The organism is Streptomyces sp. NPDC033966 (assembly GCF_055575955.1).
The window spans coordinates 73,957-96,883 of the sequence record NZ_JBVIRQ010000012.1 but is presented as its reverse complement, the minus strand read 5'-3'; the positions used below and the strand labels follow the sequence as shown (position 1 = coordinate 96,883).

The 22,927-nt window shown below is 70.3% G+C and carries 23 protein-coding genes; 15 read left to right on the top strand and 8 right to left on the bottom strand.

Annotated elements, in window-relative coordinates:
- Positions 1-116: 116 nt before the first annotated feature.
- Genes ACZ518_RS29635 through ACZ518_RS29625 form a run of 3 tightly spaced genes read right to left on the bottom strand, consistent with a single transcriptional unit; the run spans position 117 to position 3,302 of the window.
- Positions 117-1,184, bottom strand: coding sequence for a Zn-dependent alcohol dehydrogenase (locus ACZ518_RS29635; protein WP_469116089.1), 1,068 nt, complete (start codon positions 1,182-1,184; stop codon positions 117-119).
- The gene (locus ACZ518_RS29630) at positions 1,181-2,374 is read right to left on the bottom strand and encodes an acyl-CoA dehydrogenase family protein (protein ID WP_469116088.1); all 1,194 of its coding nucleotides are present in this window, start codon (positions 2,372-2,374) and stop codon (positions 1,181-1,183) included. The genes ACZ518_RS29635 and ACZ518_RS29630 overlap by 4 nt, the downstream gene beginning before the upstream one ends.
- A 16-nt stretch (positions 2,375-2,390) precedes the next feature.
- Positions 2,391-3,302 carry an SDR family NAD(P)-dependent oxidoreductase gene (locus tag ACZ518_RS29625; RefSeq protein WP_469116087.1) on the bottom strand — a complete coding sequence of 304 codons (912 nt, stop codon included), beginning with the start codon at positions 3,300-3,302 and terminating at the stop codon, positions 2,391-2,393.
- Between the two features lie 95 nt (positions 3,303-3,397).
- Between ACZ518_RS29625 and ACZ518_RS29620 the strand changes: the two genes are divergently transcribed.
- The 3 genes from ACZ518_RS29620 to ACZ518_RS29610 all read left to right on the top strand — a co-directional run bounded on the left by ACZ518_RS29620 (position 3,398) and on the right by ACZ518_RS29610 (position 5,540).
- Entirely contained in the window at positions 3,398-4,324 is a 927-nt protein-coding gene (locus tag ACZ518_RS29620; protein WP_469116086.1) for a cyclase family protein, read from the top strand.
- 203 nt (positions 4,325-4,527) lie between these two features.
- The gene (locus ACZ518_RS29615; RefSeq protein WP_469116085.1) at positions 4,528-5,340 is read left to right on the top strand and encodes a tachylectin-related carbohydrate-binding protein; all 813 of its coding nucleotides are present in this window, start codon (positions 4,528-4,530) and stop codon (positions 5,338-5,340) included.
- Positions 5,341-5,372: 32 nt separating this feature from the next.
- Positions 5,373-5,540: a hypothetical protein gene (locus tag ACZ518_RS29610; protein ID WP_469116084.1), complete on the top strand. Its 168-nt coding sequence runs from the start codon at positions 5,373-5,375 to the stop codon at positions 5,538-5,540.
- Between the two features lie 43 nt (positions 5,541-5,583).
- On the opposite strand, the gene ACZ518_RS29605 is transcribed toward ACZ518_RS29610, so the two are convergent.
- A complete protein-coding gene (locus ACZ518_RS29605) occupies positions 5,584-6,087 on the bottom strand; it encodes a hypothetical protein (RefSeq protein WP_469116083.1) in 504 nt (167 codons plus the stop codon).
- Positions 6,088-6,635: 548 nt separating this feature from the next.
- On the opposite strand from ACZ518_RS29605, the gene ACZ518_RS29600 reads away from it, so the two are divergent.
- Positions 6,636-7,163: a hypothetical protein gene (locus ACZ518_RS29600; RefSeq protein ID WP_469116082.1), complete on the top strand. Its 528-nt coding sequence runs from the start codon at positions 6,636-6,638 to the stop codon at positions 7,161-7,163.
- Positions 7,164-7,215: 52 nt separating this feature from the next.
- On the opposite strand, the gene ACZ518_RS29595 is transcribed toward ACZ518_RS29600, so the two are convergent.
- Positions 7,216-7,347 (bottom strand): hypothetical protein, encoded by a 132-nt coding sequence (locus tag ACZ518_RS29595; RefSeq protein WP_469116081.1) that lies wholly within the window; start codon positions 7,345-7,347, stop codon positions 7,216-7,218.
- Between the two features lie 31 nt (positions 7,348-7,378).
- Here ACZ518_RS29595 and ACZ518_RS29590 point away from each other — a divergent pair, with 31 nt between their 5' ends.
- From ACZ518_RS29590 to ACZ518_RS29550, 9 genes are all read left to right on the top strand, one after another.
- Positions 7,379-7,576: a hypothetical protein gene (locus ACZ518_RS29590; RefSeq protein WP_469116080.1), complete on the top strand. Its 198-nt coding sequence runs from the start codon at positions 7,379-7,381 to the stop codon at positions 7,574-7,576.
- A 54-nt stretch (positions 7,577-7,630) separates the two neighbouring features.
- Complete coding sequence (locus ACZ518_RS29585; protein WP_469116079.1) at positions 7,631-10,282, top strand: hypothetical protein; 2,652 nt, start codon at positions 7,631-7,633, stop codon at positions 10,280-10,282.
- 11 nt (positions 10,283-10,293) lie between these two features.
- A complete protein-coding gene (locus ACZ518_RS29580; RefSeq protein ID WP_469116078.1) occupies positions 10,294-11,154 on the top strand; it encodes an immunity 49 family protein in 861 nt (286 codons plus the stop codon).
- Complete coding sequence (locus ACZ518_RS29575; protein WP_469116077.1) at positions 11,154-11,627, top strand: hypothetical protein; 474 nt, start codon at positions 11,154-11,156, stop codon at positions 11,625-11,627. The genes ACZ518_RS29580 and ACZ518_RS29575 overlap by 1 nt, the downstream gene beginning before the upstream one ends.
- 35 nt (positions 11,628-11,662) lie before the next feature.
- The gene (locus ACZ518_RS29570; RefSeq protein WP_469116076.1) at positions 11,663-12,307 is read left to right on the top strand and encodes a DNA alkylation repair protein; all 645 of its coding nucleotides are present in this window, start codon (positions 11,663-11,665) and stop codon (positions 12,305-12,307) included.
- A gap of 283 nt (positions 12,308-12,590) precedes the next feature.
- Positions 12,591-14,639: a hypothetical protein gene (locus tag ACZ518_RS29565; protein ID WP_469116075.1), complete on the top strand. Its 2,049-nt coding sequence runs from the start codon at positions 12,591-12,593 to the stop codon at positions 14,637-14,639.
- Positions 14,636-14,947 carry a hypothetical protein gene (locus tag ACZ518_RS29560; protein ID WP_469116074.1) on the top strand — a complete coding sequence of 104 codons (312 nt, stop codon included), beginning with the start codon at positions 14,636-14,638 and terminating at the stop codon, positions 14,945-14,947. The genes ACZ518_RS29565 and ACZ518_RS29560 overlap by 4 nt, the downstream gene beginning before the upstream one ends.
- Entirely contained in the window at positions 14,944-15,936 is a 993-nt protein-coding gene (locus ACZ518_RS29555) for a hypothetical protein (RefSeq protein ID WP_469116073.1), read from the top strand. The genes ACZ518_RS29560 and ACZ518_RS29555 overlap by 4 nt, the downstream gene beginning before the upstream one ends.
- A gap of 92 nt (positions 15,937-16,028) precedes the next feature.
- Positions 16,029-17,045, top strand: coding sequence for a hypothetical protein (locus tag ACZ518_RS29550; RefSeq protein ID WP_469116072.1), 1,017 nt, complete (start codon positions 16,029-16,031; stop codon positions 17,043-17,045).
- Here the strand turns inward: ACZ518_RS29550 and ACZ518_RS29545 are convergent.
- Complete coding sequence (locus ACZ518_RS29545; RefSeq protein WP_469116071.1) at positions 17,028-18,464, bottom strand: FAD-dependent oxidoreductase; 1,437 nt, start codon at positions 18,462-18,464, stop codon at positions 17,028-17,030. The genes ACZ518_RS29550 and ACZ518_RS29545 overlap by 18 nt on opposite strands.
- A gap of 71 nt (positions 18,465-18,535) precedes the next feature.
- Between ACZ518_RS29545 and ACZ518_RS29540 the strand changes: the two genes are divergently transcribed.
- Positions 18,536-19,195 carry a TetR/AcrR family transcriptional regulator gene (locus ACZ518_RS29540; protein ID WP_469116070.1) on the top strand — a complete coding sequence of 220 codons (660 nt, stop codon included), beginning with the start codon at positions 18,536-18,538 and terminating at the stop codon, positions 19,193-19,195.
- A complete protein-coding gene (locus ACZ518_RS29535; protein ID WP_469116069.1) occupies positions 19,195-20,589 on the top strand; it encodes a pentapeptide repeat-containing protein in 1,395 nt (464 codons plus the stop codon). The genes ACZ518_RS29540 and ACZ518_RS29535 overlap by 1 nt, the downstream gene beginning before the upstream one ends.
- On the opposite strand, the gene ACZ518_RS29530 is transcribed toward ACZ518_RS29535, so the two are convergent.
- On the bottom strand, positions 20,586-21,794 hold the full coding sequence (locus tag ACZ518_RS29530; protein WP_469116068.1) for a cytochrome P450 family protein: 1,209 nt from the start codon (positions 21,792-21,794) through the stop codon (positions 20,586-20,588). The genes ACZ518_RS29535 and ACZ518_RS29530 overlap by 4 nt on opposite strands.
- Positions 21,784-22,845 carry a cytochrome P450 gene (locus ACZ518_RS29525; RefSeq protein ID WP_469116067.1) on the bottom strand — a complete coding sequence of 354 codons (1,062 nt, stop codon included), beginning with the start codon at positions 22,843-22,845 and terminating at the stop codon, positions 21,784-21,786. The genes ACZ518_RS29530 and ACZ518_RS29525 overlap by 11 nt, the downstream gene beginning before the upstream one ends.
- Between the last annotated feature and the right edge of the window lie 82 nt (positions 22,846-22,927).

Below are 22,927 nucleotides of genomic sequence, written 5' to 3'. Positions count from 1 at the left end.
GCGGGTGGCCGATGGCGGGGAGCGCCGGGGCCGCGGTCCGGGCCCGCCGGCGCCGGCCTGGACGGCCCGGCGCGCACAGGACTCCGTACGCACGCCGGGCCACCCGGCCACCCGGATCAGAACGTGAGCACCCCGCGCGCGACCCGCCCGTGGTGGGCGTCGTCCACGGCCTTGGCGAAGTCCTCCACCGGGTAGACCTCGGTCACCAGCTCGTCCAGCAGCAGCTTCCCCTGCCGGTACAGCTCGGCGTAGAGGGCGATGTCGCGCTGCGGGCGCGAGGACCCGTACCGGCAGCCCATGATCGTCTTGTCCAGGTACATGGAGGACACCAGGAAGGACGCCTCCTCCTTGAAGCCCGGCACCCCGAGCAGCACCGCCTGCCCGTGCCGGTCGAGGAGGTCGACCGCCTGCCGGATCAGCCTGACGTTGCCCACGCACTCGAAGGCGTGGTCCGCGCCCGTGGGCAGGACCTCCCGGACCGCCGCCGAGGTGTCGGCCACGGCCGAGGCGTCCACGAAGTGGGTGGCGCCGAACTGCCGGGCCACCGCCTCCTTCGCCGGGTTCGCGTCCACCGCCACGACGACCGACGCGCCCGCGATCCGGGCGCCCTGGATGACGTTGAGCCCGATGCCGCCGGTGCCGATGACCACGACGCTCTCCCCGAGGCCCACCTTCGCCCGGTTCAGCACCGCGCCCACGCCGGTGAGCACCCCGCAGCCGATCAGCGCGGCCGAGGTCAGCGGGATGTCCTCGGGGATCTTCACCGCCTGCACGGCCTTGACGAGGGTCCGCTCCGCGAACGCCGAGTTCGACGCGAACTGGAACAGCGGCTGCCCGGCCCGCGAGAAGGGCCGGTCCGGCATCCCGATCGCCTTGCGGCACATCGTCGGCCGGCCCCGGTCGCAGTCCGCGCACGCCCCGCAGTTCGCGAGGGTCGACAGCGCCACGTGGTCGCCGGGCGCCACGTGCGTCACCCCCGCCCCCACCGCCTCCACCACACCGGCACCCTCGTGCCCGAGCACCACCGGCGGCGGGAACGGGATCGTCCCGTCGATCACCGACAGGTCGCTGTGGCACAGCCCGGCCGCCGCTATCGCGACCAGCACCTCCCCCGGCCCCGGATCCCGGATCTCCAGGTCCCCGACCACCTGGGCCTGCTTGCCGTCGAACACGACGCCTCTCACCTGGGCTCCTTAGGCAGGCCGAGCACCCGCTCGGCGATGATGTTCCGCTGGATCTCGTCCGAGCCGCCGTAGATCGTGTCGGCCCGGGTGAACAGGAAGAGGCGCTGTTCCTCGTCGAGCCCGAGTTCGTACGGGTCCCCCTGCGCCCAGAGCCCCGGCCCGGCCGCCGCGGCCGCGCCCCGCACCTGGACGGCCAGTTCCCCGAGCCGCCGGTGCCACCCTCCCCACAGCAGCTTCGTCACGCTGGGCGCGCCGGGGCCGCCCGCCGCCCCGAGGGTGCGCAGGGCGTTCCAGCGCATGGTGCGCAGCTCCGCCCACTGCCGTACGAGGCGCTCGCGCAGGACCGGGTCCGGGGCGCCCGAGGCCGCGTACGCCTTGACCACGCGCTCCAGTTCGGCGGCGAAGCCGATCTGCTGCACGAGGGTGGAGACGCCGCGTTCCAGGGCGAGCAGGCCCATGGCGACGGCCCAGCCGTTGCCCTCGCCGCCGACGACCTCCTGCGCCACGGCCCCGTCGAAGAAGACCTCGTTGAACTCCGCCGTCCCGGACATCTGCCGGATCGGGCGGACCTCGACGCGGCCGGGCTGGTCCATGCGCACGAGGAGGAAGGACAGCCCCCGGTGGCGGCGGGAGCCGGCTTCGGTGCGGGCCAGGACGAAGCACCAGTCGGCCTCGCGGGCCAGGGAGGTCCAGATCTTCTGCCCGGTGACGCGCAGCAGCCCGTCCGCCGGGTCCCGTACGGCCGCGGTGCGCACCCCGGCGAGGTCGGATCCGGCGCCGGGTTCGCTGTAGCCCTGGCACCACAGCTCCTCGCCGCGGGCGATCGCGGGCAGGAAGCGGTCCTTCTGCTCGCTGCTGCCGTAGGCGATCAGGGTGGGGGCCAGGAGGTTCTCCCCGATGTGGCCGACCCGGGCGGGGGCGCGCAGGGCCGCGTACTCCTCGGCCCACACCACCTGCCCGGTGAGGGAGAGCCGCCGGTTGCCGTAGCCCTCCTCCTCCCAGCCCTGGCCGATCCAGCCGCCGCGGCCCAGCTCCCGTTCCCAGTCGCGGCGGGCCTCCACCCCTTCGTGCTCGCTGCCCGGTCCGCCGAGGCCGACCGCCTGCGCGTACGGGCCGACGAGGTGCCCGGTGAGCCACGCGCGGGCACGGGCCCGCAGTTCCTCGTCCTCCGCGCCGAAGCCGAAGTCCACGCCGCTCCCCTCCCTCTCAGGCGTTGGGCCGGTCCTTGGCGGCGGCGGCCTTGGCCATGGCGTCGAGCTGGGCGAGCATCGGCATCGGGTCGGTGCCGACGGTCCCGGGGAGGAAGTCGGCGATCTTCTCGGGGGTCCAGGCGCCCTCGGCGTAGCCGGCGCGGAGTTCGCGCGGCTGGGCCCAGACGGCGATCTTGGGGCCGGCGATCGTGTAGACCTGCCCGGTGATGTTCTCGGCCTTGGCGCGGTCGCTGAGCAGGTAGGTCACGAGCGCGGCGACGTCCTCGGGGTCGCCGATCTCCTTCAGCTCCATCGGCACGTTGGCGGACATCCGGGTCCGGGCGACGGGCGCGACGGCGTTGGCGGTGACCCCGTACTTGTTGAGGCCGAGGGCGGCGCTGCGAACGAGGGAGATGATCCCGCCTTTGGCGGCGCTGTAGTTGGCCTGGGCGACGGATCCGGTGTGGTTGCCGCTGGTGAAGCCGATGAGCGTGCCGGAGCCCTGCCGGCGCATGACGGCGGAGGCGGCGCGGAAGACGGTGAACGTGCCCTTGAGGTGGGTGGCGACGACGGGGTCCCACTCCTCCTCGGACATGTTGAACAGCATCCGCTCGCGCAGGATCCCCGCCACGCAGACGACGCCGTCGACGCGCCCGTACTCGGCGAGGGCGGTGTCCACGATGCGCTGGCCGCCCGCCATGGTGGAGATGTCGTCCGCGACGGCGACCGCCTCGCCGCCGGCGGCCTGGATCTCCTTGACCACGTTCTCCGCGACCTCGCTGGTGGGCTCGCCGCCCTCGATGCCGACCCCGTAGTCGTTGACGACGACCTTGGCGCCCTCGGCGGCGGCGGCGAGCGCCACCGCCCGGCCGATGCCCCGGCCCGCGCCGGTGACGGCGACCACCTTTCCTGCCAAGAAGTTCCCCACGGCCGACCCCTTCCCGTGTTTTCTGACGGACCGTTAGATTCTATGACCAGTCAGATCCCTTCACACAAGCCCTGCGTCCTAGGAGCTGATGGCCGGTGACCCTCCCTCCCGAGTTCCACGAGATCGCCAAGCGGATCAACAACTGGGGCCGCTGGGGTGCCGACGACGAGACCGGCACCCTGAACCTGATCACCGACGAGGTCGTCCGGGCGGCGGCCGCGGAGATCCGCACGGGCCGCCGGATCCCGCTCGCCCTCCCGCTCAAGGAGGACGGGGTGCAGGCGGGCCTCATCCCGGGCCGGGTCAACCCCCTCCACACCATGGTCCAGATCAACCAGGAGCTCTTCGGCCCGGGCACGGTGGCGTGCAGCGACGACGCCGTGACGATGGGCCTCCAGTCGGCCACCCACTGGGACGCCCTCACGCACGTCTCGCACTCGGGCCGCATCTACAACGGCCGCCCGGCCTCCACGATCACCGCGCACGGGCGCGCGGAGTTCAGCGGCATCGACAAGGCCCGGCACATCGTCTCGCGCGGGGTCCTGCTGGACGTGGCCCGCGCCAAGGGCCTGGACCGCCTCCCGGGGGACCACGCGGTCACCCCCGGGGACCTGGCGGAGGCGGAGGAGTTCGGCCGCGTCACCGTCCGCGCGGGCGACGTCGTCCTCGTCCGCACCGGCCAGATCCAGGCCTACCTGGCGGGCGACAAGCACGGCTACGGGTTCCCCTCGCCCGGCCTCTCCGTCCACACCCCGGAGTGGTTCCACGCGCGGGACGTGGCGGCCGTCGCGAACGACACCCTGACCTTCGAGATCTTCCCGCCGGAGATCGAGAACCTGTGGCTTCCGGTGCACGCGCTCGACCTGGTCGAGATGGGCATGCACCAGGGCCAGAACTGGAACCTGGAGGAACTGTCCACAGCCTGTGCGGAAGCCGGCCGGCACTCCTTCCTCCTGTCGGCGATGCCGGAACCTTTCGTCGGCGGCACCGGCACCCCGGTGGCCCCGGTGGCCGTCCTCTGAGACCGCCCGAAAGATCGATGGATCCGCCGCCACCGTGACCGGGGATCACGGCCCCGGTCACGGGCACGGTGGCCACAGCCGCCGTCTGACCCGTCCGGGTGAAGAAGCCGCCGTCCTTGCGGGCTTCGGGTGAAACGCGTTTCCTGCCACGGCCCGTCCGGTAGAGAGCAGGTGTCCATCGACCCCGGCGTTTGGAGTTCGTCATGGGATTCGCCCAGCTCGCCTCCGGTGACAAAGGAGTCCTCTACAGCGGTCACGAAGACGGCCGTCTGCTGTTCCTCCAGGACCTGAGGCGCGACGGGACGAACTCCCCCGACGGCTCCAGTGGCTGGTCAGGAACATCAGGAAGCCAGATCGGCCAGGGCTGGGACAGCGCCAGACTCCTCGCCGGCGGCGGCAACGGAGCCCTGTACGACGTCCACCAGGACGGCCGTCTCTTGTTCTTCCAGGACCTGAGGCGCGACGGAACGAACGCCCCGGACGGCTCCACCGGCTGGTCAGCGACGTCAGGCAACCAGATCGGCCAAGGCTGGGACAGCGCCAGACTCATCACCAGCGGCGGCAACGGAACCCTCTACGTCGTCCGCCACGACGGCCGCCTCCTGTTCTTCCAGGACCTGAAGCGCGACGGAACCAACGCCCCGGACGGCTCCACCGGCTGGTCAGGAACATCAGGAAGCCAAATCGGCCAAGGCTGGGACAGCGCCAGACTCATCACCAGCGGCGGCAACGGAACCCTCTACGTCGTCCACCAGGACGGCCGCCTCCTGTTCTTCCAGGACCTGAAGCGCGACGGAACCAACGCCCCCGACGGCTCCACCGGCTGGTCAGGAACATCAGGCAACCAGATCGGCCAAGGCTGGGGCGATGTCAAGCGGATCGTCAGCGGCGGGGACGGGATCATCTACGCCGTCCGCGACGACGGGGCGCTGCTGTTCTTCCAGGACTTGAACCGCAACGGCACGCCAGGTTGGTCGCCGACGTCGGGCAGCCAGATCGGCCAGGGCTGGCCGTGACCTGACCGCGACGCCGAACAGGAGCTCGACCCGTGGAAGCCGGGAACGGCCGGTGGACGAGCCGGGGCCTGGTGAAGGGGGCCGCCGTGTGCTCCGTCACCGACAGGGGCAACGTGACGATGGCCCTCTTCGACGACGTCAGCGAAGATCCGCGCCTCCCGGTGGTCAGCGGCAAGCTCATCGTCTGGTCCAAGACCTGAGCCGGGGCGAAGCCTTGAGCACGGCTTCGCCCGGACCGGTGTCTCAATCCCGATGGTCCAGGTATTCCTCCAGGCCCACTCCGTCGATCACATGGAAGACACGAGGGCCGCTCGATGCGGCAAGGGCACCGCCGACCGCGCCGAGAACGGCTGCTGCTTGAAGGTCTTCCCGCGAAACGGCGCTGAACACGGACGTGCCGCCGACGACCGTGTAGGCGCCGAGAAGGGCGCCGACCATCACCCGCTCCCGGGGCACGTCATGGTCGTCGGCCCGCTCGACGATGTCCACGATCGCCAGCGCGAGGACGCTGGCACCGGCCCGCTGCCTGATCCTGGTCGACTGCTCGGCGACGTCCCCGCCCTGGAACACCCGGCGGCCGAGCTCCCGCAGATCCTCCACGTCCTCGTGCGTGAGCCCGGCAAGGGTCAGCCTGAGGAGGTGGTAGTGAAGCCTCCGCTGCCCCGTGTCATCGAAGATCCGCGCTCTCCCGGCGCTGAAGAGTTCGCCTGCGTGACGAGATGGATCCTCTTCATGACTCGTGGACATGTGGCCGTCCCTTCCCAAATTCCCGGGGCCCCGGACCCGGCCGGCTCGCTTCCTGCTGCCATTACACCTGCGGCTGATCCGGCTTTCCCGCCGGCCTGCACCAACCGGGCGATGCGGTCCGGCGAGCACGGACCGCGCTGCCGCCGAAGAGGCGGGCCCGTTCGGGTGAAGAGGCCGTGCGCCGCCTCCCACCGCTCGCTCTCGGTCTCCTGGTCAGGCACATCGGGCAACCGGATCGGCCAGGGCGGGCCGTGATCGGCCGGCGGACACGCACCCCTGCCATTACGCCACATCTGCCGGTCCGGGCCCACGGAGCCGCGTGAACCCGGCCCGGCCAGCGAAAACGATGCATTGACCACACACCTGATCGGATACCCCTGCGCCGCCTGGGGCCGGCGCGCACAGGAGTTATCCACACAAGACCGGCAACCCGGCCGAATCCCCCCTTCATGCCGCGACGCAACTTCGGAACGATGAGTCCCGCGACTCAGCGGCCGCCGCCACGAGCAGCGGTCGCCCGGCTGCCGAAGCAGAAGAGGGGAACACCCATGTCACCGCGCAGGATCCTCGCGACGATGACCGCCACCGCGGCCCTGATAGCGGGCCCGGTACTGACCGCCGAAGCCTCCACCTCCACCGCCTTCTCCCAGCAGACCAGCGCCGCCGGCCTCACGGCCGCGCAGGCGACCGAACTCCAGCAGCAGGTGGACGCGTTCCTCGCGTCGGAGCCGGGGGCCCGCCAGGTCTCCGCGAACAAACTGACCACCGCCGGCGGCAGCGTGGTCCTGCGGGCCCCGGGCCAGACCGAGACCCGCGACCTGGCCGCCCCGGACACGGCGCTGGCCTGCAACAACGGCCACCTGTGCATCACGGACGGGCGCGGCGTGAACTACGACTACTACCGCTGCGGTTACTACGACTTCAACGGCATCGGCGACGGCACGTTCAACAACAACCAGACCTCCGGCACCCGGGCCCGCTTCTACAACAGCGACGGCAGCGAGCGCTGGTCGCACGTGGCCAAGGGCTCCGGCACCGCGTCCTGGAGCCCCGTCTACCACATCCGCCCCTGCTGAGACGCTCCGCTGACGAGGCCGCCCGGAACCCGCCCCGCGGGGCCGGACGGCCTCATTCCCTTGCCGCCGCGAAGCCGAACCACACCACCTTGACCGAGTCCCCCTGAGCCACGGCCGCCCAGTCGTCCGCGGTGGCGGCGACGAGTGCGAGCCCTCCCCTGGACCACACGGCGGCAATCCGCACCGCACACCCTTTCGCCCTCTCCCCCACGGAAGTGCACCGCGCCCTCACCTGGGCCGACGGCGGCGGCCGCGTCCACGCCCTCGCCGCCCTCCACCGCGGCGAAACCGCCGGCTTCAGCATCATCCTGCGCGGCGGCCTGCGCCCCGAATGGCGCGTCCGCCCGGTCGACTACCTCTCCCTCACCCCGACCCCCACGGGAACCATTCGCGTTTGTGTTCGCGTCACTTGATGGGTAGACAGGGATGCTCGCGAACGCAGCTCGACTTCGGGGGACGGGGTAGAAGTGGCCGACCACGTACCGATCAATCCGTGCACGATCCCGCAGTTCACGGGTGACCTGGACGCACTGGAGCAGGACCACGCGGCGATCACCACGGCCGCGGGCACGTTCCGCGACGCGGGGTCGAACGTGGACTCCGAGTTCCAGGGCCTGTCCGCGTTCTACGCGGCCCCTGAGGCGGCGCAGCTGTTCGCGACGACCAAGCCGGTGAAGACGGACAGCGACTTCTTCGCCGACCAGCTCGAATCAGCCGCGAAGGCGCTGGGCGAGTACGTCACCGAGGCCCGCCCCATCGTCGCCCGGCTGAAGGAGCTCCAGGCGAAGGCGACGACCTTCACCAGCAAGATCAGCGGGGATGAGCACTGGAAGGACGACGGGGACAAGATCGATGAGAACAACGATCTGATCCACGACGTCAACGCGGCGGCCGAGGCGTTCTGGGCCGCCGAGCGGACCTGCGCGAACAAGATCCGCGCCCTGTACTGCGCACCCCCTTTGACCGTCAACGACGGTTCCAACGGCGCGAACATGTACGGCTACAAGGCCGATGACCTCAACAAGGTCCAGGACCTGCCGTGGGGTTCGCAGCTGGAGGAGACCCACCGGGCGTGGGAGGTCGGCTACTGGGTCAAGTCCTTCGTGTGGGACGGCATCATCGTCGACGGGATCTGGGGCACCATCCGCGGCCTCGGCACGCTGGTGGGCGTGGACGGCTGGGACGCGGCCGGCCAGGCCTGGACCGGCCTCGCCAAACTCGCCACGGGTCTCGCGATCACCACCATCCCGGGTGTCGGCACGGCGTTCTGGATGGCGGACGACAAGCAGCTCCCGGGCTGGCTGAAGGACTCGCGCACGGCGATGAAGGAGACCGGCAAGGCCCTGGTCGCCTGGGACGAGTGGGGCAAGAACCCGGCCCGCGCCGCCGGCGCCGTCACCTTCAACGTCCTCACCACCGTCTTCACCGGCGGCGCCGGCACCGCCGCGAAGACCGGCGCCGTCGCGAAGGTCCTCTCGGTGGCCGGCAAGACCGGCCGCCTCATCGACCCGATCACCTACATCGGCAAGGCCGGCTCCCTCGCCAAGCTGAAGATCGGCGACCTGTTCGCCAACCTCGGCAAGGTCGACGGCGCCTTCCCGAAGATCGACGACGTGGTGTGGAAGGACCTCCCCAAGGCCGACGCCCCCGGGATCAAGTTCCCGCACCCGGACGACACGGTCCGTCTCCCGGACGACGCCCTGGGCCGTCCGCAGTACTTCGACAAGACCACGAACCAGCTCCTGGACCACAAGGGCCTGCCGAAGCAGGACCTCACCTCCGTCCCCAAGGGCCCCGACCACCCCCTCGCCGAAGTCCCGGTGCGCCAGGAGGTCCCGGCCGGCGTCGGCGCCCACACGGCGGACGTCACCTCCCACACCCCGGGCGGCACGGCCACCCACACCCCGGGCGGCGGCGCGACCCACACGCCGGGCGGCACCGCGGACAACATGCCGCACAACAGCCACACCGAACCCGGCGGCAACACCACCCCCGGCCACGGCGGCACCGACACCACCCCCACCACCGGCGGCGGCGGAGCGACGCACACCGACACCCCGTCCACCGGCGGCGGCCACGGCGGCGGCATCCCCCACCAGGGCGGCGGAATCCCCGACAACCTCGGCCACGGCGGCGACGGGATCCCCGACAACCTGGGCCACGGGCACGGCGACGGCCCCGACCCGGCAGTACCCGGCAACGGCGGACGGCCCGAGCTGCCGCCCCACCGGGAGAACGCGCACAAGTACACGGACGCCGAGAAGCGGCAGATCATGGAGTACCAGGTCCACCGGGCGAACGACCCGACGGACACCTACTTCAAGCAGTACTACAACAAGCTCGGCTACCGCCTGCGGGCCGACGTCCCGGACCACACCGGCCTGGTCCCGCCGCAGCTCGTGGAGACCGCCCCCGACGTCTGGGTACCGAAGTCGGACATTCCGCCGCCGGTGCCGCCGGACTACCTGGGCAAGGCGAAGTCCGTCGACCACAAGGACGTCCTCGTCACCAAGGAAATGCGGGACTCGCTCGACCAGGCAGCGAAGGAGCGTCACGACGCCATCACCGCCGACAAGGGTCCCCACGACGCCTACGGCGAGGCCAAGAAGGCACACAAGCTCCACAGCACGGCGGAAACCCAGGCGGCCCTCGACGCGGCCAAGGCAGAGCACGCGCCGCTCCACGAGGCCCTTTCCAAGAAGAGCGAGGCGTACGGCGAGGCCATAGCCAGGGAACACGCGATACCGAAGGAGTTCCCCGGCGCCAAGGAAGAAACCCTGCACGGCCCGGCCAACGGGAACGACCAGTTCGACCAGGTCTACAAGCACGGTGACCGGTACGTCGTGGTCGAGGCGAAGAGCCACGTCACCACGGACTTGGGCGAACGCCGGATCGGCGGTAAGCGTGTCTCGCAGGGAACCCGCGAGTACTTCGAGGACATCCTCAAGCAAATGAAGAGGCGCGGAAGAGATATCCAAAGCGAAATGGACCTGTATGAAGCCCTCGAGGCAGCGTTGAAGGCGGATCCCCCGCGGATCGACTACGTCGTCGTCAAGGGAGCTGATAACACCGGAACTTACGCCGGATACACTATGCGCCGTTTCGACCTCACCAAATGACAGGAGAAGCGATGACCGTCTTCGTTGCCGGCCATGCGGAGCCGAGGCCGGACAGCGCCGCCTGGGTCGCTAGGATCACCGAGAACCTGATCAAGGACCTTGACGCCCTTTCTTCATCGCCCCGGCGCCTCAGGTCGGCATGGAAGGACGGCACCTTCAACGTCCACGCCCGGTTCGGGGTGGACCCGCAGGCCGCCGAGCTGGGCACGTGGGAGGCCGTGGTCGATGCTGCGCAGCTGGGCTGCGCGCTGTTCCGCACGGCGGGTATGGCCGAAGGAACCACCGAAGTGCGCATCCATCACGAGATGCGCACCCTGCCGGCGGCGGGGCCCTCGTGGGACGCGAATGCCGAGGACTGGATCCAGGCGTTCTGGTACGCGATCATCACCCGCGACCAGCCGAAGATGACCGAGCTCTGCGAGCTCCCGATCGACGTGCTGCGCGCTTCGGGCGCCGACCACGACGACTACCTCTACCACTGGGTCGCCACCCTCCAGGCGTACTGGCTGAAGCGCCCCGAGCTGGTCCCGGAACTGACGCTGACCTTCCAGCGCTCCCACCCCGACGTCGCCGTCATCGCAGGGCGCGACTACATCCAGCACGTGGCCTACCCCCCGATCAACCTGTTCTACAAGTTCCTCCAGAAGGACGAGGAAGGCTTCCACACCACGCTCCTGGAATCCCTCGAACTCCACAAGCGGTACTGGACGGCCACCCCCGAACGCGCCGACGACATCGACGGCCTCGTACCGATCGGCATCCTCGCCGTGACCTGCCTCGCCTACGACGGCGGCATCCCCGTCAACGTCGAGTCCCCGTACCTGCCCGAGCACCTCCTCAAGCGTTCGTGGGTAGGCGAGTTCGAGGTCTGATGCCCACGGACGACAACGACCCCCGCATCCGGGAATGGCACGACGGCAACCACCAGAACGCCTGCCTCCTCGCGGACACGCTCGGAGTGCCCCTCGAGGCGTACGCGGCCGACCCCTCCACCCTCATCCCCGCCCTCCAGAACTACGCGGACCGGGCCCCGCTCGACGAGTTCGAGGAGTCGGACTGGATCACGTTCCGCTGCGACCTGGTCGCGTACCTCGCGGACGTGATGATCCGGCGCCACGGCGCCGCCTGGCGCATCGCCGACGATCCCAGGTCACCGCGTGGGTACTGCTACGTACTCGAAGCCCAGGGCCAGGACGGCAACACCCACCACCTGGACCCCTTCGACGTGATCGACATCGAGCTCCGCGAGCCTCCCATCGAAATCGTCAGGATGCTCGCCACCGCCGAATACAATCTGCACCTCTGCCCTGAATCCATACGCGATGAATGGGAGGCGGACGGGTGACCGGGACTCCACCGACGACGACGCTCACTGCCGTCATGGCCGAGCTGGCAGGCCTCGAAGACCCGAAGATCCTTGCCGTGAACGAGCGCCACGGAGACGACCACGGCGTGAACCTCACCAAGCTGCGCGCCCTCGCCAAACGCCTCAAGACGCAGCAGGACCTCGCCCGCGAGCTCTGGGCCACGGGCAACAGCGCCGCCCGCCTCCTCGCCCTCCTGATCTGCCGCCCCAAGGCGTACGACCGCGCCGAGCTCGACACCATGCTCCGCGAGGCCCGCACGCCCAAGGTGCACGACTGGCTCGTCGGCTACGTCGTCAAGAAGAGCCCGCACGCCGAGGAACTGCGCCAGACCTGGTTCACCGACCCGGACCCGGTCGTCGCGAGCGCCGGCTGGGCGCTGACCACCGACCGGGTGGCGAAGAAGCCCGAGGGACTCGACCTCCCCGGCCTCCTCGACCTCATCGAAACGAACATGAAGGACGCCCCGGACCGCCTCCAGTGGGCGATGAACCACTGCCTCGCCCAGATCGGCATCGAGCACCCTGCCCTCCGCGCCCGCGCGATCGAGATCGGCGAGCGCCTGGAGGTCCTGAAGGACTACCCGACCTCCCCGGGCTGCACCTCCCCCTTCGCCCCGGTCTGGATCAACGAAATGGTCCGCCGGGCCTCAGCGAGCTGACGGGTCGAGTCCATCCAGGGCCCGTACGAGCGGCCACCACCGAGCCCGTGAACGCCGCACCCGTAGGACGTCTGCCCGCACGGCTTCGGCGTGGGCCTCCACGAGCGCGAGGTCGTCGCGCGCAGCACCCGACTCCCGCCCGGCCCGGCGGCGGTAATTCGGTCAACCAGCAGCGCTTTCCAGCCCTGCCCCTCACGCACCACATTTCGAGTTCATGTTCGCACCAGCTCGCCAGTAGACAGGACCCAACACGTAGATCGATCTGCCGGGGGGCGGGACAGCAGTGGCAGACCACATACCGATCAACCCCTGCGCGACCTTCCAGTTCACCGGTGATCTGGACGCGCTGGAACAGGACCGCACGGCCATCGCAGCGGCGGCGTCCACCCTCCGCGACACTGGCGCGAACGTCGACAACACGTTCCAGCACCTGGCCTTCTTCTACTCCGCACCCGAAGCAGCCCAGCTCTTCGCCACCACCCACCGGGTGCAGACGGAAAGCGACTACTTCGCCGACCAGCTCGAATTAGCCGCCCAGGCCCTCGGCGAGTTCGCCACCGAAGCCCGCCCGATCGTGGCCCGCCTCAAACAACTCCAGGCACAGGCAACGGCCTTCACCCCGAAAATCCAGGGCGACGCGCACTGGAAGGACGACGGGAAGAAGACCGACGAGAACAACGACCTGATCCACGACGTCAACGCCGCAGCCGAAGCCTTCTGGGCCGCCGAACGCACCTGCGCCAGCAAGATCCGCGCACTGTGCGGACTGCCCGCGCTCACCGTCGACGACGGCACCCACGCCGACGGCATGTACGGCTACCGGGCCGCCGACCTCAACAAGGTCCAGGACCTCCCCTGGGGCTCCCAACTCCAGCAGTCCCACCGCTGGTACGACGTCGGCCACTGGGCGAAGTCCTTCATCTGGGACGGCGTGGTCATGGACGGCATCGTCGGCACCGTCCACGGCCTGGGCACCCTCGTCGGATGGGACGGCTCCGCCGCCGCCGGCCAGGCCTGGACCGGCCTCGCCAAACTCGCCACCGGCATAGCCCTCACCACCAACCCCGGCACCGCCTTCGTCTTCTGGAACACCGACGACAAGGCCATGCCCGCCTGGTTCCGCGACTCCCGCAACACCATGAAGGAGACCGGCAAGGCCCTCGTCGCCTGGGACGAGTGGGGCAAGAACCCGGCCCGCGCCGCAGGCGCCGTCACCTTCAACGTCCTCACCACCGTCTTCACCGGCGGCGCCGGCACCGGAGTCAAAACCGGCGGCCTCGCCAAGACCATCAGCGTCGCGGGCAAAGCCGGACGCCTCATCGACCCCATGACCTACGTCGGCCAAGCAGCCGGCAAAGCCGGATCCCTCGCCTTCAACCACCTCAAGATCGGCGAACTCCTCGCCAACATCGGCAAAGCCGACGGAGCCTTCCCCAAAGTCGACGACGTCGCCTGGAACGACCTCCCCAAAGCCGACGCCCCCGGCGTCACCTTCCCCCACCCCAACGACACGGCCCGCCTCCCCGACGACGCCCTCGGCCGCCCCCAATACCTCGACAAGGTCACCGGCGAACTCCTCAACCACAACGGCCTCCCCAAACAAGACCTCACCGCCATCCCCAAGGACCCCGACCACCCCCTCACCGAAGTCCCCACCCGCCAGGAAGCCACAGTCGGCGCCCCGGCGGCGGCAGGCCCCACACCCCAGGCGGCACTGCGGACCACATGCCGCACAACAGCCACACCGAACCCAGCGGCGGCGGCACAGGTAGCCACGGCAACACCGACACCAGCCCCACCGGAGGCGGCCACACCGACACCCCCTCCACGGGCGGCCATGGCGACGGCCCGGGCGGCGCGCACGCCGACAGCCCGACTGTCCCGCGCCAGGGCGACGGGCCGGGGGGCGGACAGGGTCACGCCTCGGGTGCTGCAGGTGACAACGCGGATGGCCCCGCCGGGTGGGAGCGGGCTCAAGGGTCGGGCCCCCTCGAACTCGGAGGGAAGCTGGAGCAGCAATTTCGGGAACAGGTGCGCGGCCTCTCGACCAAGCAGGGCGATGTCCCTGCAATCCTTGAGACACTGGCTAATAACGCCGCGGGGCGAGAGGTTGCAGAGACCGTCGCCTCGGGAAGGTTCAGAGATTCCGAAGGATTCGGACGCGTTGTCTCGAACCTCTCCAAGCCAAAGGACGCATCGGGGTGCATCGAACAGATCCGCCTCGCCAACCGGTTGTACGATGATGGATTCACTAACATATCATTCGAAATCAAGGATGGATATCCGATCAAGCCCGGTGTATACACCGGTTCGGCTACAGATCTCGACGTGATGGTGCGAGAGGCCGACGGCAGGGTTCACGGTTGGCAGTTCAAGGACATGACGGGCGTCGACTCACCTGTCGAACCATTTAAAATCAGACGCAACATCGTGAAAAGCATGGGTCAGCTACTGGATTCCAATGCGGATATCCAGACACTCGTGGCCGAAGTAAAGGCACCGAAGGCCGAGATGCTCGAACAGCTCGACGAGTTCAAGCAGCGCTTCGAGTCAAAGAGAGTCCAGTTCGTCATCCGCACGCCGGACGGTATTATTTTCGTTCCGCATGACGGTCACTTCACACCGGAGGTGAGGCCTTGATCGCCAGCACGCCCGTTGCCCGCTGGACCTGGGGGCGCGATACAGAATCCACCGACCTCGTCCTGAACTGCCTTACTGATCTCGTGGCCGCACACTCGGTCCTCAGGGATCACCTGATGACCCCGGCTCGAACTACGGTCCACATTTCCATTCCGGAGTGGGGAAAGCCGCAGAACTATCTACTTGAGGTCGACTTCAGCCTACCGATAGAGCAAAACTCATCCCAATCGATCGAATTCCTCTATCGCGAGACACTGAAGATTCTTCACCCCGGACGCATCGGATCTGTCGACGCTCGCGTATCCTATTCGGAAATTCGCGATTCCGCAGCCAGCAATCCGGATGATCATGCGCTTCTTCTGCGAGCCTCCGCGGAAGAAGGCTTCGTCACCGTCGAACTGATCACGTATTCGGACATCTGGATGAGGCATGACCTCAGGGGAAATGCCCAACCGGACTCTTACGCCGCTAACGCACCCAGACTGTCCACGGTCCTGCAATGTCTCGCCGAAACGCTCGACTCGGATACAGATCCGGAAGATCCAACCTATTTCGGCAAAGCAACCGAGACAGGTGTGGAGAATTTCTTTGACAGAGACGGACACGCTTCCGACGTCTGGTCCAGCTTCGAAATGCCCTACCGAAAGCGACACTTCCACCACGCCTCTGCTTTCGATGCCGCATACAAGCGCACTTCCGACGGCGAAGTCCAGTACGTAGCCGTCTCGAATTCACGCGGCGTGGTACTCGGATACGTCTGGGCTTCTGACACCGGAGCGGCCGCGAGCTTCGAGCCCAGGGACTTGGCCGGCGAAGAAGGCTTCAAGGTTGGACACATCTGGCTGGAGCGATTGAACGCCGCATATGCACGCGGCCTGTCACCCTCCCAAGCGCTCACCGAGCTTACCGGGCAACCGGGATTTGATAAGCCCCGTAGCCTGGATCTGGCTTCACTTCGGGAAATCGCCAGCGAGGGCCTACCAGCGTAGCGCCGCCACAGCGGCCTCCGGGCCGAGCAGAGATTGAAATCCATACACCTCCAGCACTAGGTCTGGTACGCCTGAGTCCAAGGAGGACAGCCTTGATTGCCAGCACACCCGTCGCGCGGTGGTCCTGGGGAGAGCCCAGGCATGAGACCGATCTGGTCCGCGAGGCCGTCCGCCGCTTCCTGTTGGCGCTCAGGGTCCTCGACCTGTACAGACTGGCAACCCCGCACCTCGGGCGCGTGGCCGTAGAGGTCACAGAGATGGGCAACCGGAGCATCCTGCTCCGGGCGGATTACGCCGTCGGTCCTGCGGATGTCATGGAGGGGACGGCGCTCGCCGAAGTGCTGGTGGCGCAGATCAAAAAAGGTATCGCGCCCGGTGAGATGGGTGGCGTGGATCTGTACGCGCCGTGCGACGGCGTCGTGGAGACCGGTACCGGCGCCGCCGAGGTGGTGGAAGGACTCTTCGCACTCACTGCCAAGGTGTCCGAGGGGTACTTCAACGTGGGCCTGACCGCATACTCCGACGCGTGGATGCCGTTCGATCTGCGGGGACGGGCACAGGAGGCCATCTTCACGGCGAACCGGCCCCGCCTGGCCTCCGCCCTCGCAAAGATCGCCGAAGAGCTCGACGTGGAGATCGACCCCGAGGACGCCACCTGGTTCGGCATTCCGACGGAATCGGGCGTCGAGAACCACTACCAGGACGACGGCTCCCCGTCCGACGTGTGGGGAAGCTTCGAGATCCCCTACCGGAATCGAATCTTCAACCAGACCCCGAGGTTCAAGGCCGGGTACGGCCGTCAGGTGTCGGGCCCCGTGCGGTACGTCCCCGTCGCGGGCTCCCAGGAGGTCCTGGGCTACCTCTGGGCGTCCGACGCCGAGAGTGCGGCCAGCTTCGAGCCGCGTGACGCCGCCGACCTCGACGCCTACCGGGCCGGGCTGGTCTGGCTGGAGCGGCTGCAGGCCGCGTACGACCGGGGGCTGTCCCCGAGCGCGGCCCTCGCAGAGCTGAGCGGGAGTCCCGGTGACCCCGTGGCGGGGCGGCCCGAGCCGGATGCCGCCGTCGAGGTCGGCGAGTTCGGGGAGCTGGCGCTACTCGCCCTGGAGTGAGACCCCCACCCCCGCCGCGTACTCCGCCAGGCCCTCCGTCGAGCCCGCCGCCCCCGCCCAGGCCACGTAGCCGTCCGGGCGGATGAGGAACACGCCGTCGCCGTACGCCTCGTACGCCGGGATGCGGACCGTACGGGCGCCCGGGAGCGAGGCGGACTCGGCGGTGCCGACCGTCAGCAGGGTCCAGTGCGGGCCGCGGAAGGCGTCGAAGAGGCGGGTGCCGCCGCGTATGCCGTCCGGGGCGCGGTCGCCGGCGTGGAGGGCGTCCGCCGGAAGGGCGGGGCGGGTTTCCACCGCGAGGGAGGAGTCCCGGTAGGCCAGGCCGAGCTGGCGGGTGGCCGCGCCGCGGCTCGCCTCGCCGCGGTGGATGCGGGTCGACAGGCCGAGCATCTCGGCGGCGACCGGGAGGCGTTCCTCCTCGTACGTGGCGAGGAGGGTGTCCGGGGCCGCCCCGCGCAGCACGGCCGCCAGCTTCCAGCCCAGGTTGTACGCGTCCTGCACGCTGGTGTTGAGCCCCTGCCCGCCCGCCGGCGAGTGGACGTGCGCCGCGTCGCCGACGAGGAAGATCCGCCCCTCCCGGAACCGGTCGGCCATCGCCGCGCGCGGCCGGAAGTCCGACGCCCAGCGGACTTCGGTGACGGCGTCCGCGGCGATGTGCGTACGGGCGGCGATCAGGGTGCGGATCGCGGACGGGGAGAGGTCCACGGGGGCGTCGGACTGCGGGAGTCCGGCCGTCACCTGGAAGTCCTCCGTGCCCGCCAGCGGGCAGACCGCGAGGAAGCCGCCCGCGCCCTCGGCCGGCGGGAAGACGTGCCAGTTGTCCCGGTCCAGGCCGGTGATGCGTACGTCGGCCACCAGCATCGGCGTCGGGGCGACGGTCTCCCCCGTCATGCCGATGCCGAGCGCCCGCCGCACCGTGGAGCGCCCGCCGTCGGCGGCGACCGCGTACCGCGCCCGGACCGGCGGGCCCGAGGCGAACTCGGCCGTCACCCCCTCCGCGTCCTGCGCGATGCCGGCCAGCTCCCGGCCGAAGGCGACCTCGCCGCCCAGTTCCACCAGCCGGGCCAGCAGGATCTCCTGGGTGCGCCACTGCGGGACCATCCACGGCTCGGCGTAGGGGGTGCCCTCGTCGGCCGTCCCGGTCTCGTCGGGGTCGAGGATCGCGTGCTCACCGATCCGCTTCCCGTCCTGCCAGATCATCCCGACCGGGTACGGCCCGCCCGCCGCGCGGACCGCGTCGTACACGCCGAGGTCGTCGAAGACCTCCAGCGTGCGCGGCTGGATGCCCTTGCCACGTGACCCGGGGAAGAGGCCTGCGGAGCGTTCGACGACGAGGGCGCGTACGCCGCGCCGGGCGAGGTCCACGGCGAGGGCGAGCCCGGCCGGGCCCGCGCCGACGATCAGTACGTCCGTGTTCATCCCACTTCTCCTTAACGCTGTTAAGTAGCTGGCCCCACGAGAGTGCCCTTAACGCTGTTAAGCTGTCAAGCGTGGCTACCCGCAGAACCCCCAAGCTGGACAAGAAGCAGGCCGTCGAGACCTCCCTCCGCCTGCTGAACGACCTCGGCCTCGACGGGCTCAGCCTGCGCGCCATCGCCAAGGAGCTCGACGTCCAGGCACCCGCCCTGTACTGGCACTTCAAGAACAAGCAGGAGCTCCTCGACGAGATGGCGACGGAGATGTACCGCCGGATGGCCGCCGACGCCGCCCTCCCCCCGGACCTCCCCTGGCAGGACCGGCTCCTCGCCGCCAACCGCGCCCTGCGCGCCGCCCTGCTCCGCTACCGCGACGGCGCCAAGGTCTTCAGCGGCTCCCGCTTCACCGGCGCCGAGCACGCCACCCAGATGGAGGAGCACCTGCGCGCCCTCACCGGCGCCGGCTTCACGCTCCCCCAGGCCGTCCGCGCCACCACCACCGCGTACTTCTTCACCCTCGGCTTCGTCACCGAGGAACAGGGCGTCGAACCGCTCCCCGGCGAGCGCCGCGAGGGCTACGACGTCGCCGAACGCGCCGAGCGCCTCGCCGACTTCCCCCTGTCCGCCGAGGCCGGAGCCGACCTCTTCCAGGACTACGACCAGGGCTTCGAGGAAGGCCTGCGGCTCGTGATCGCCGGCATCGAAGCCCGGTACACCGGCCACGGAGCCGCCTGATGACCGGACGCTGCTACGGCTTCCTCGTCGCCGCCCGACCCGACCCGGCCGCCCTCGGCCCGATACTCGACGCCGTCTTCGCCATGGGCGAGGGCGCCGTCGAGGTCGGGCTCGACGGGGAGTACGACGGCTGGCGGTGGGACACCCCGGTCCAGTGCGCGATCCTGTGGTTCGAGCCGTTGAACATCTCCTGCCAGCTCAACGTGTACGCCGGCCCGGCCGTCCCCGATCCGCCGTCCGCCGAGACCGTCGCGCGGGCCCTGGCCCGGGGCTTGGGCACGGCCGTACTGATCGACCACGCGACCCTGCCGTGGATCTACCACGCCTTCACCCCCGGCGGCGGGTCCACCTACGCCAGCGTCGACGACCTGGACGGCGACGACCTCCCCGCACTCCGCGTCACCGCCACCCAGGCCGGAGTCGCGGCCTTCCCCGACGCCGCCGTAGGCGGGCTGCCCGAGGTGGTCCGGACCGTGCCCTTCGCACCCCCGGGCACCGACCCGCGCATGTGGGCCTGGACCGACCTGATCGGCCGCATGGAGGCCGGGTGGGCGCCGCTGCGCTGGTACGGGGCCGACATGTACGCGGAGGACCTCGACGCCCGGGACGCCCTGAGCGGCAGCGACCTGGAGGGCGATCCCCGTCTCGACGCCCTCGACGCCCGCTTCCGGGCCGTCACCGTCGACGACGGCGGCCACGAGCTCGGCGCCGACCCGGCGACCGCGCCCTGGTACCGGCTGCGGCGGCCGGCCGTACTGCCGTGGCGGGTGCTGCTGCCCGCCGACCCGGAGGCGGCGGGCTGGCTGTGGAAGTGGGTCGAGGACGGTGCCGAGGGCAAGCCCGGCGGGACCGACATGACCGACCTCGACCTCAGCGGCGCCGACCTGACCCGGGCCGACTTCTCCTCGTCCCTGTTCTGCGGCACGAAGCTGGCCGGCGCCCGCCTGGTCGGCACCTGCTTCTACCGCACCCACCTCCAGGGCGCCGACCTGTCCGGGGCCGACGCCGCCGGCGCCTGCTTCGTACGGGCCGAACTGGACGGCGCCGACCTGCGCGGCACCCTCCTCGACGGCGCCGACCTCGTACGGGCCGAGCTGTACGGGGCCGACGCGCGCGGCGCGAGCCTGCGCGGCGCCCGCATCCTGGGGGCGGGCCTGCACGGCGCCGACCTGCGCGGGGCCGACCTCAGCGGGGCGGTGCTCCAGGAGAACGGCTTCAAGGTGATGCTGGACGACGACACCCGCGTGGCGGGCCTGACCGGCACCGTGTTCGGCCCCGCGGAACACGTGGCGGCCGACGGCACCCGCACCGCCCTCGCCGGGGCCGGCCTGGACGACTGGATCCGGGCGCGCGGAGGTGACGTACGCGTACTGGAACCCGGAACCCCGGCTTAGCGCAGCAGCACCGGCAGGGTGCGCAGGCCCCGGTGGCGCGGGTTGCGCCACCACAGCGGGCGGGCGCCGGGCGCGGCCGGGCGCAGCGCCGGATAGCGGGCGAGCAGCGCCCCGAAGGCGATCTCGGCCTGCAGCCGGGCCAGGGGTGCTCCGATGCAGTGGTGGATGCCGTGCCCGAAGGCGAGGTGTCCGGCGGTGGGGCGGGAGGAGTCGAAGCGGTCCGGGTCGGCGAAGACGGCGGGGTCCCGGTTGGCCGACAGCATGGAGATCTGCACGAACTCCCCGGCGGGGACGGTGGTGCCGCCGATGGTCACGGGCTGCGTGGTGTAGCGCATGGTGGCGATGGAGAACGGGCTCTCGTGGCGCAGCACCTCCTCGATGAACGGGCCCGTCCGGGCGGCCGGGTCGGCGCGCAGCGCGGCCAGTTCGCGGGGGTGGGTGAGGAGGACGTGGACGCCGTTGGAGATGAGGTTGGCGGTGGTCTGGTGACCGGCCGCCACCAGCAGGAACCCCATCGAGGTGATCTCCTGCTCGCTGAGCCGGTCGCCCTCGTCGCGGGCCGCGATCAGCGCGGTCAGCAGGTCGTCGCCGGGGTGGGCGCGCTTGTGGTCGATGAGGGCGCGGATGTGCCCCACCAGCGCCTCGGCGGTGCCGACGGAGACCTCCCCGTCGCCCTCCTCGCCGCTGAGGGTGGCGGCCCAGGCCTTGAGGATCCCCTCGGCGCCCTCGGTGGCGCCGAGCAGGTCGAAGACCACGGCGAGCGGCAGCGGCACGGCGAAGTCCCGCACCAGATCGACGGCAGGTCCCCCTCCATCCAATCGGTCCAGCAGCCGGCTCACGTGCCCCTCGATCACCGGCCGCAGGGCGGTCACCCGCCGTGCCGTGAACGCCTGCTGGACCAGGCGGCGCAGCCGGGTGTGGGCGGGCGGGTCGGAGTTGAGCATGTGCGCGGTCAGCGCCCGGCCCGGCCCGGGCCCCTCCTCGGAGCCGTCGCGGCGGTCGAAGGCCTCGGTGGCGGCGTTCTTGCTGAGTATGGGGTCGGCGAGCGCGGCCCGGCACTCGGCGTGCCCGGTGACCACCCACCCCTCCAGCGGCGCCTCCCCGAGGATCCGCACCCGGTGCGCACCGCCCGCCAGCTCCCGCCAGCGCCGGTAGTCGGGGTGGGGGTCGTCGAAGAAGGAGACGGGCACCTCCTCAACGCCCACGCCGCACCGCCCCCTTGACCACCCGTACGTCCTCCACCCCGAGCAGCCCGACCAGCGGCACCTTCGCCCTGCGCTGCGCGGGGTCGACCTCCAGCCCTGCGCCCCTGAGCAGGTCCAGCAGCAGTTCGGCGAGCGGCATCACCATGTGCCGGCCCCAGCAGCGCTCGGAGGAGTGCCCGAAGGGGAGGTAGCCGGGGGCGGTGTCGGGGTCGAGGTGCTCCCACCGTTCGGGCCGGAACGCGTCGGGGTCCTCCCACAGCGCGGGGTCCCGGTGGGACAGCAGGGGCAGCACGAGTACGTCGTCCAGGTCGCCGATGCGCGCGTCCAGGGCCCGGTACTCGGGGGAGGCGTAGCGCAGGATGTTCCAGGAGGGCGGCAGCAGCCGGGCGGCCTCGTGGAGGATGTCGCGGTTGGAGGTGCCCCCGTCGAAGGGGGAGCCGAGCCAGAGGGCGTTGGCGACGAGCGTGGACACGGTGAAGCAGACGGGCGCGGCGGCCCTGCGGTAGATCCCCATCGCGTAGCGCCGGTCGTGGTAACCGCCGGCTTCGGCGAACAGCCGCGCAATTCCGCTGGACTCCGCCCCCGCCTTCTTCCTCCGGGGAATGGCGGCTCCGGCGGCTATGACCGACCAGGTGAGTTTCGGGGTGAGCTCCAGATTCCGGCTCATGAGAATGCGCAGCCGGCGCGGGTCGCTGCCGAGAATGAGGTCGCGCAAGAACAAGTGCCCGGTGAGCGGCCAGCTCCCGGCGAGATCGACGCTCCTCACCAGCGGCCTCTCCAGCGCCTCCCGTACGTCCTTCCCGATGACGCGCATGACCGCCGCGGCCTCGTTGCGCTCGATGGAGCGGCCGTGCAGCGGCTTGAAGGTGGGCCGCTCGGTCTCGGTGGCGCGGCGCGCGGCGAGGATCCGGTCGGCCAGCTCGTGGCCTGCGACGCCGATGGTGTCGGGCTCCAGCCGGAAGGCGTCCTTGCCGGTGTGCTCGCGCAGCAGGGCGGCCAGCCGGGGCGCGAACTCCGTGGTCCGCGTGGCCGGAAGGGAGGCGATGGACATGCGGGACTCCGATGCAGCCGTCTATCCGTCGAGTCGGGGCCGTCGGTACCGCCCCCGGCCGCCAGGCGGCCGGGGGCGGGCC

What these genes read in the sequence shown, in the direction of transcription:
- ACZ518_RS29525 (WP_469116067.1), bottom strand. Translation starts at nt 22,845, where the DNA reads ATGTCCATCGCCTCCCTTCCGGCCACGCGGACCACGGAGTTCGCGCCC.
- ACZ518_RS29605 (WP_469116083.1), bottom strand. Translation starts at nt 6,087, where the DNA reads ATGTCCACGAGTCATGAAGAGGATCCATCTCGTCACGCAGGCGAACTC.
- ACZ518_RS29535 (WP_469116069.1), top strand. Translation starts at nt 19,195, where the DNA reads ATGACCGGACGCTGCTACGGCTTCCTCGTCGCCGCCCGACCCGACCCG.
- ACZ518_RS29600 (WP_469116082.1), top strand. Translation starts at nt 6,636, where the DNA reads ATGTCACCGCGCAGGATCCTCGCGACGATGACCGCCACCGCGGCCCTG.
- ACZ518_RS29575 (WP_469116077.1), top strand. Translation starts at nt 11,154, where the DNA reads ATGCCCACGGACGACAACGACCCCCGCATCCGGGAATGGCACGACGGC.
- ACZ518_RS29545 (WP_469116071.1), bottom strand. Translation starts at nt 18,464, where the DNA reads ATGAACACGGACGTACTGATCGTCGGCGCGGGCCCGGCCGGGCTCGCC.
- ACZ518_RS29570 (WP_469116076.1), top strand. Translation starts at nt 11,663, where the DNA reads ATGGCCGAGCTGGCAGGCCTCGAAGACCCGAAGATCCTTGCCGTGAAC.
- ACZ518_RS29580 (WP_469116078.1), top strand. Translation starts at nt 10,294, where the DNA reads ATGACCGTCTTCGTTGCCGGCCATGCGGAGCCGAGGCCGGACAGCGCC.
- ACZ518_RS29615 (WP_469116085.1), top strand. Translation starts at nt 4,528, where the DNA reads ATGGGATTCGCCCAGCTCGCCTCCGGTGACAAAGGAGTCCTCTACAGC.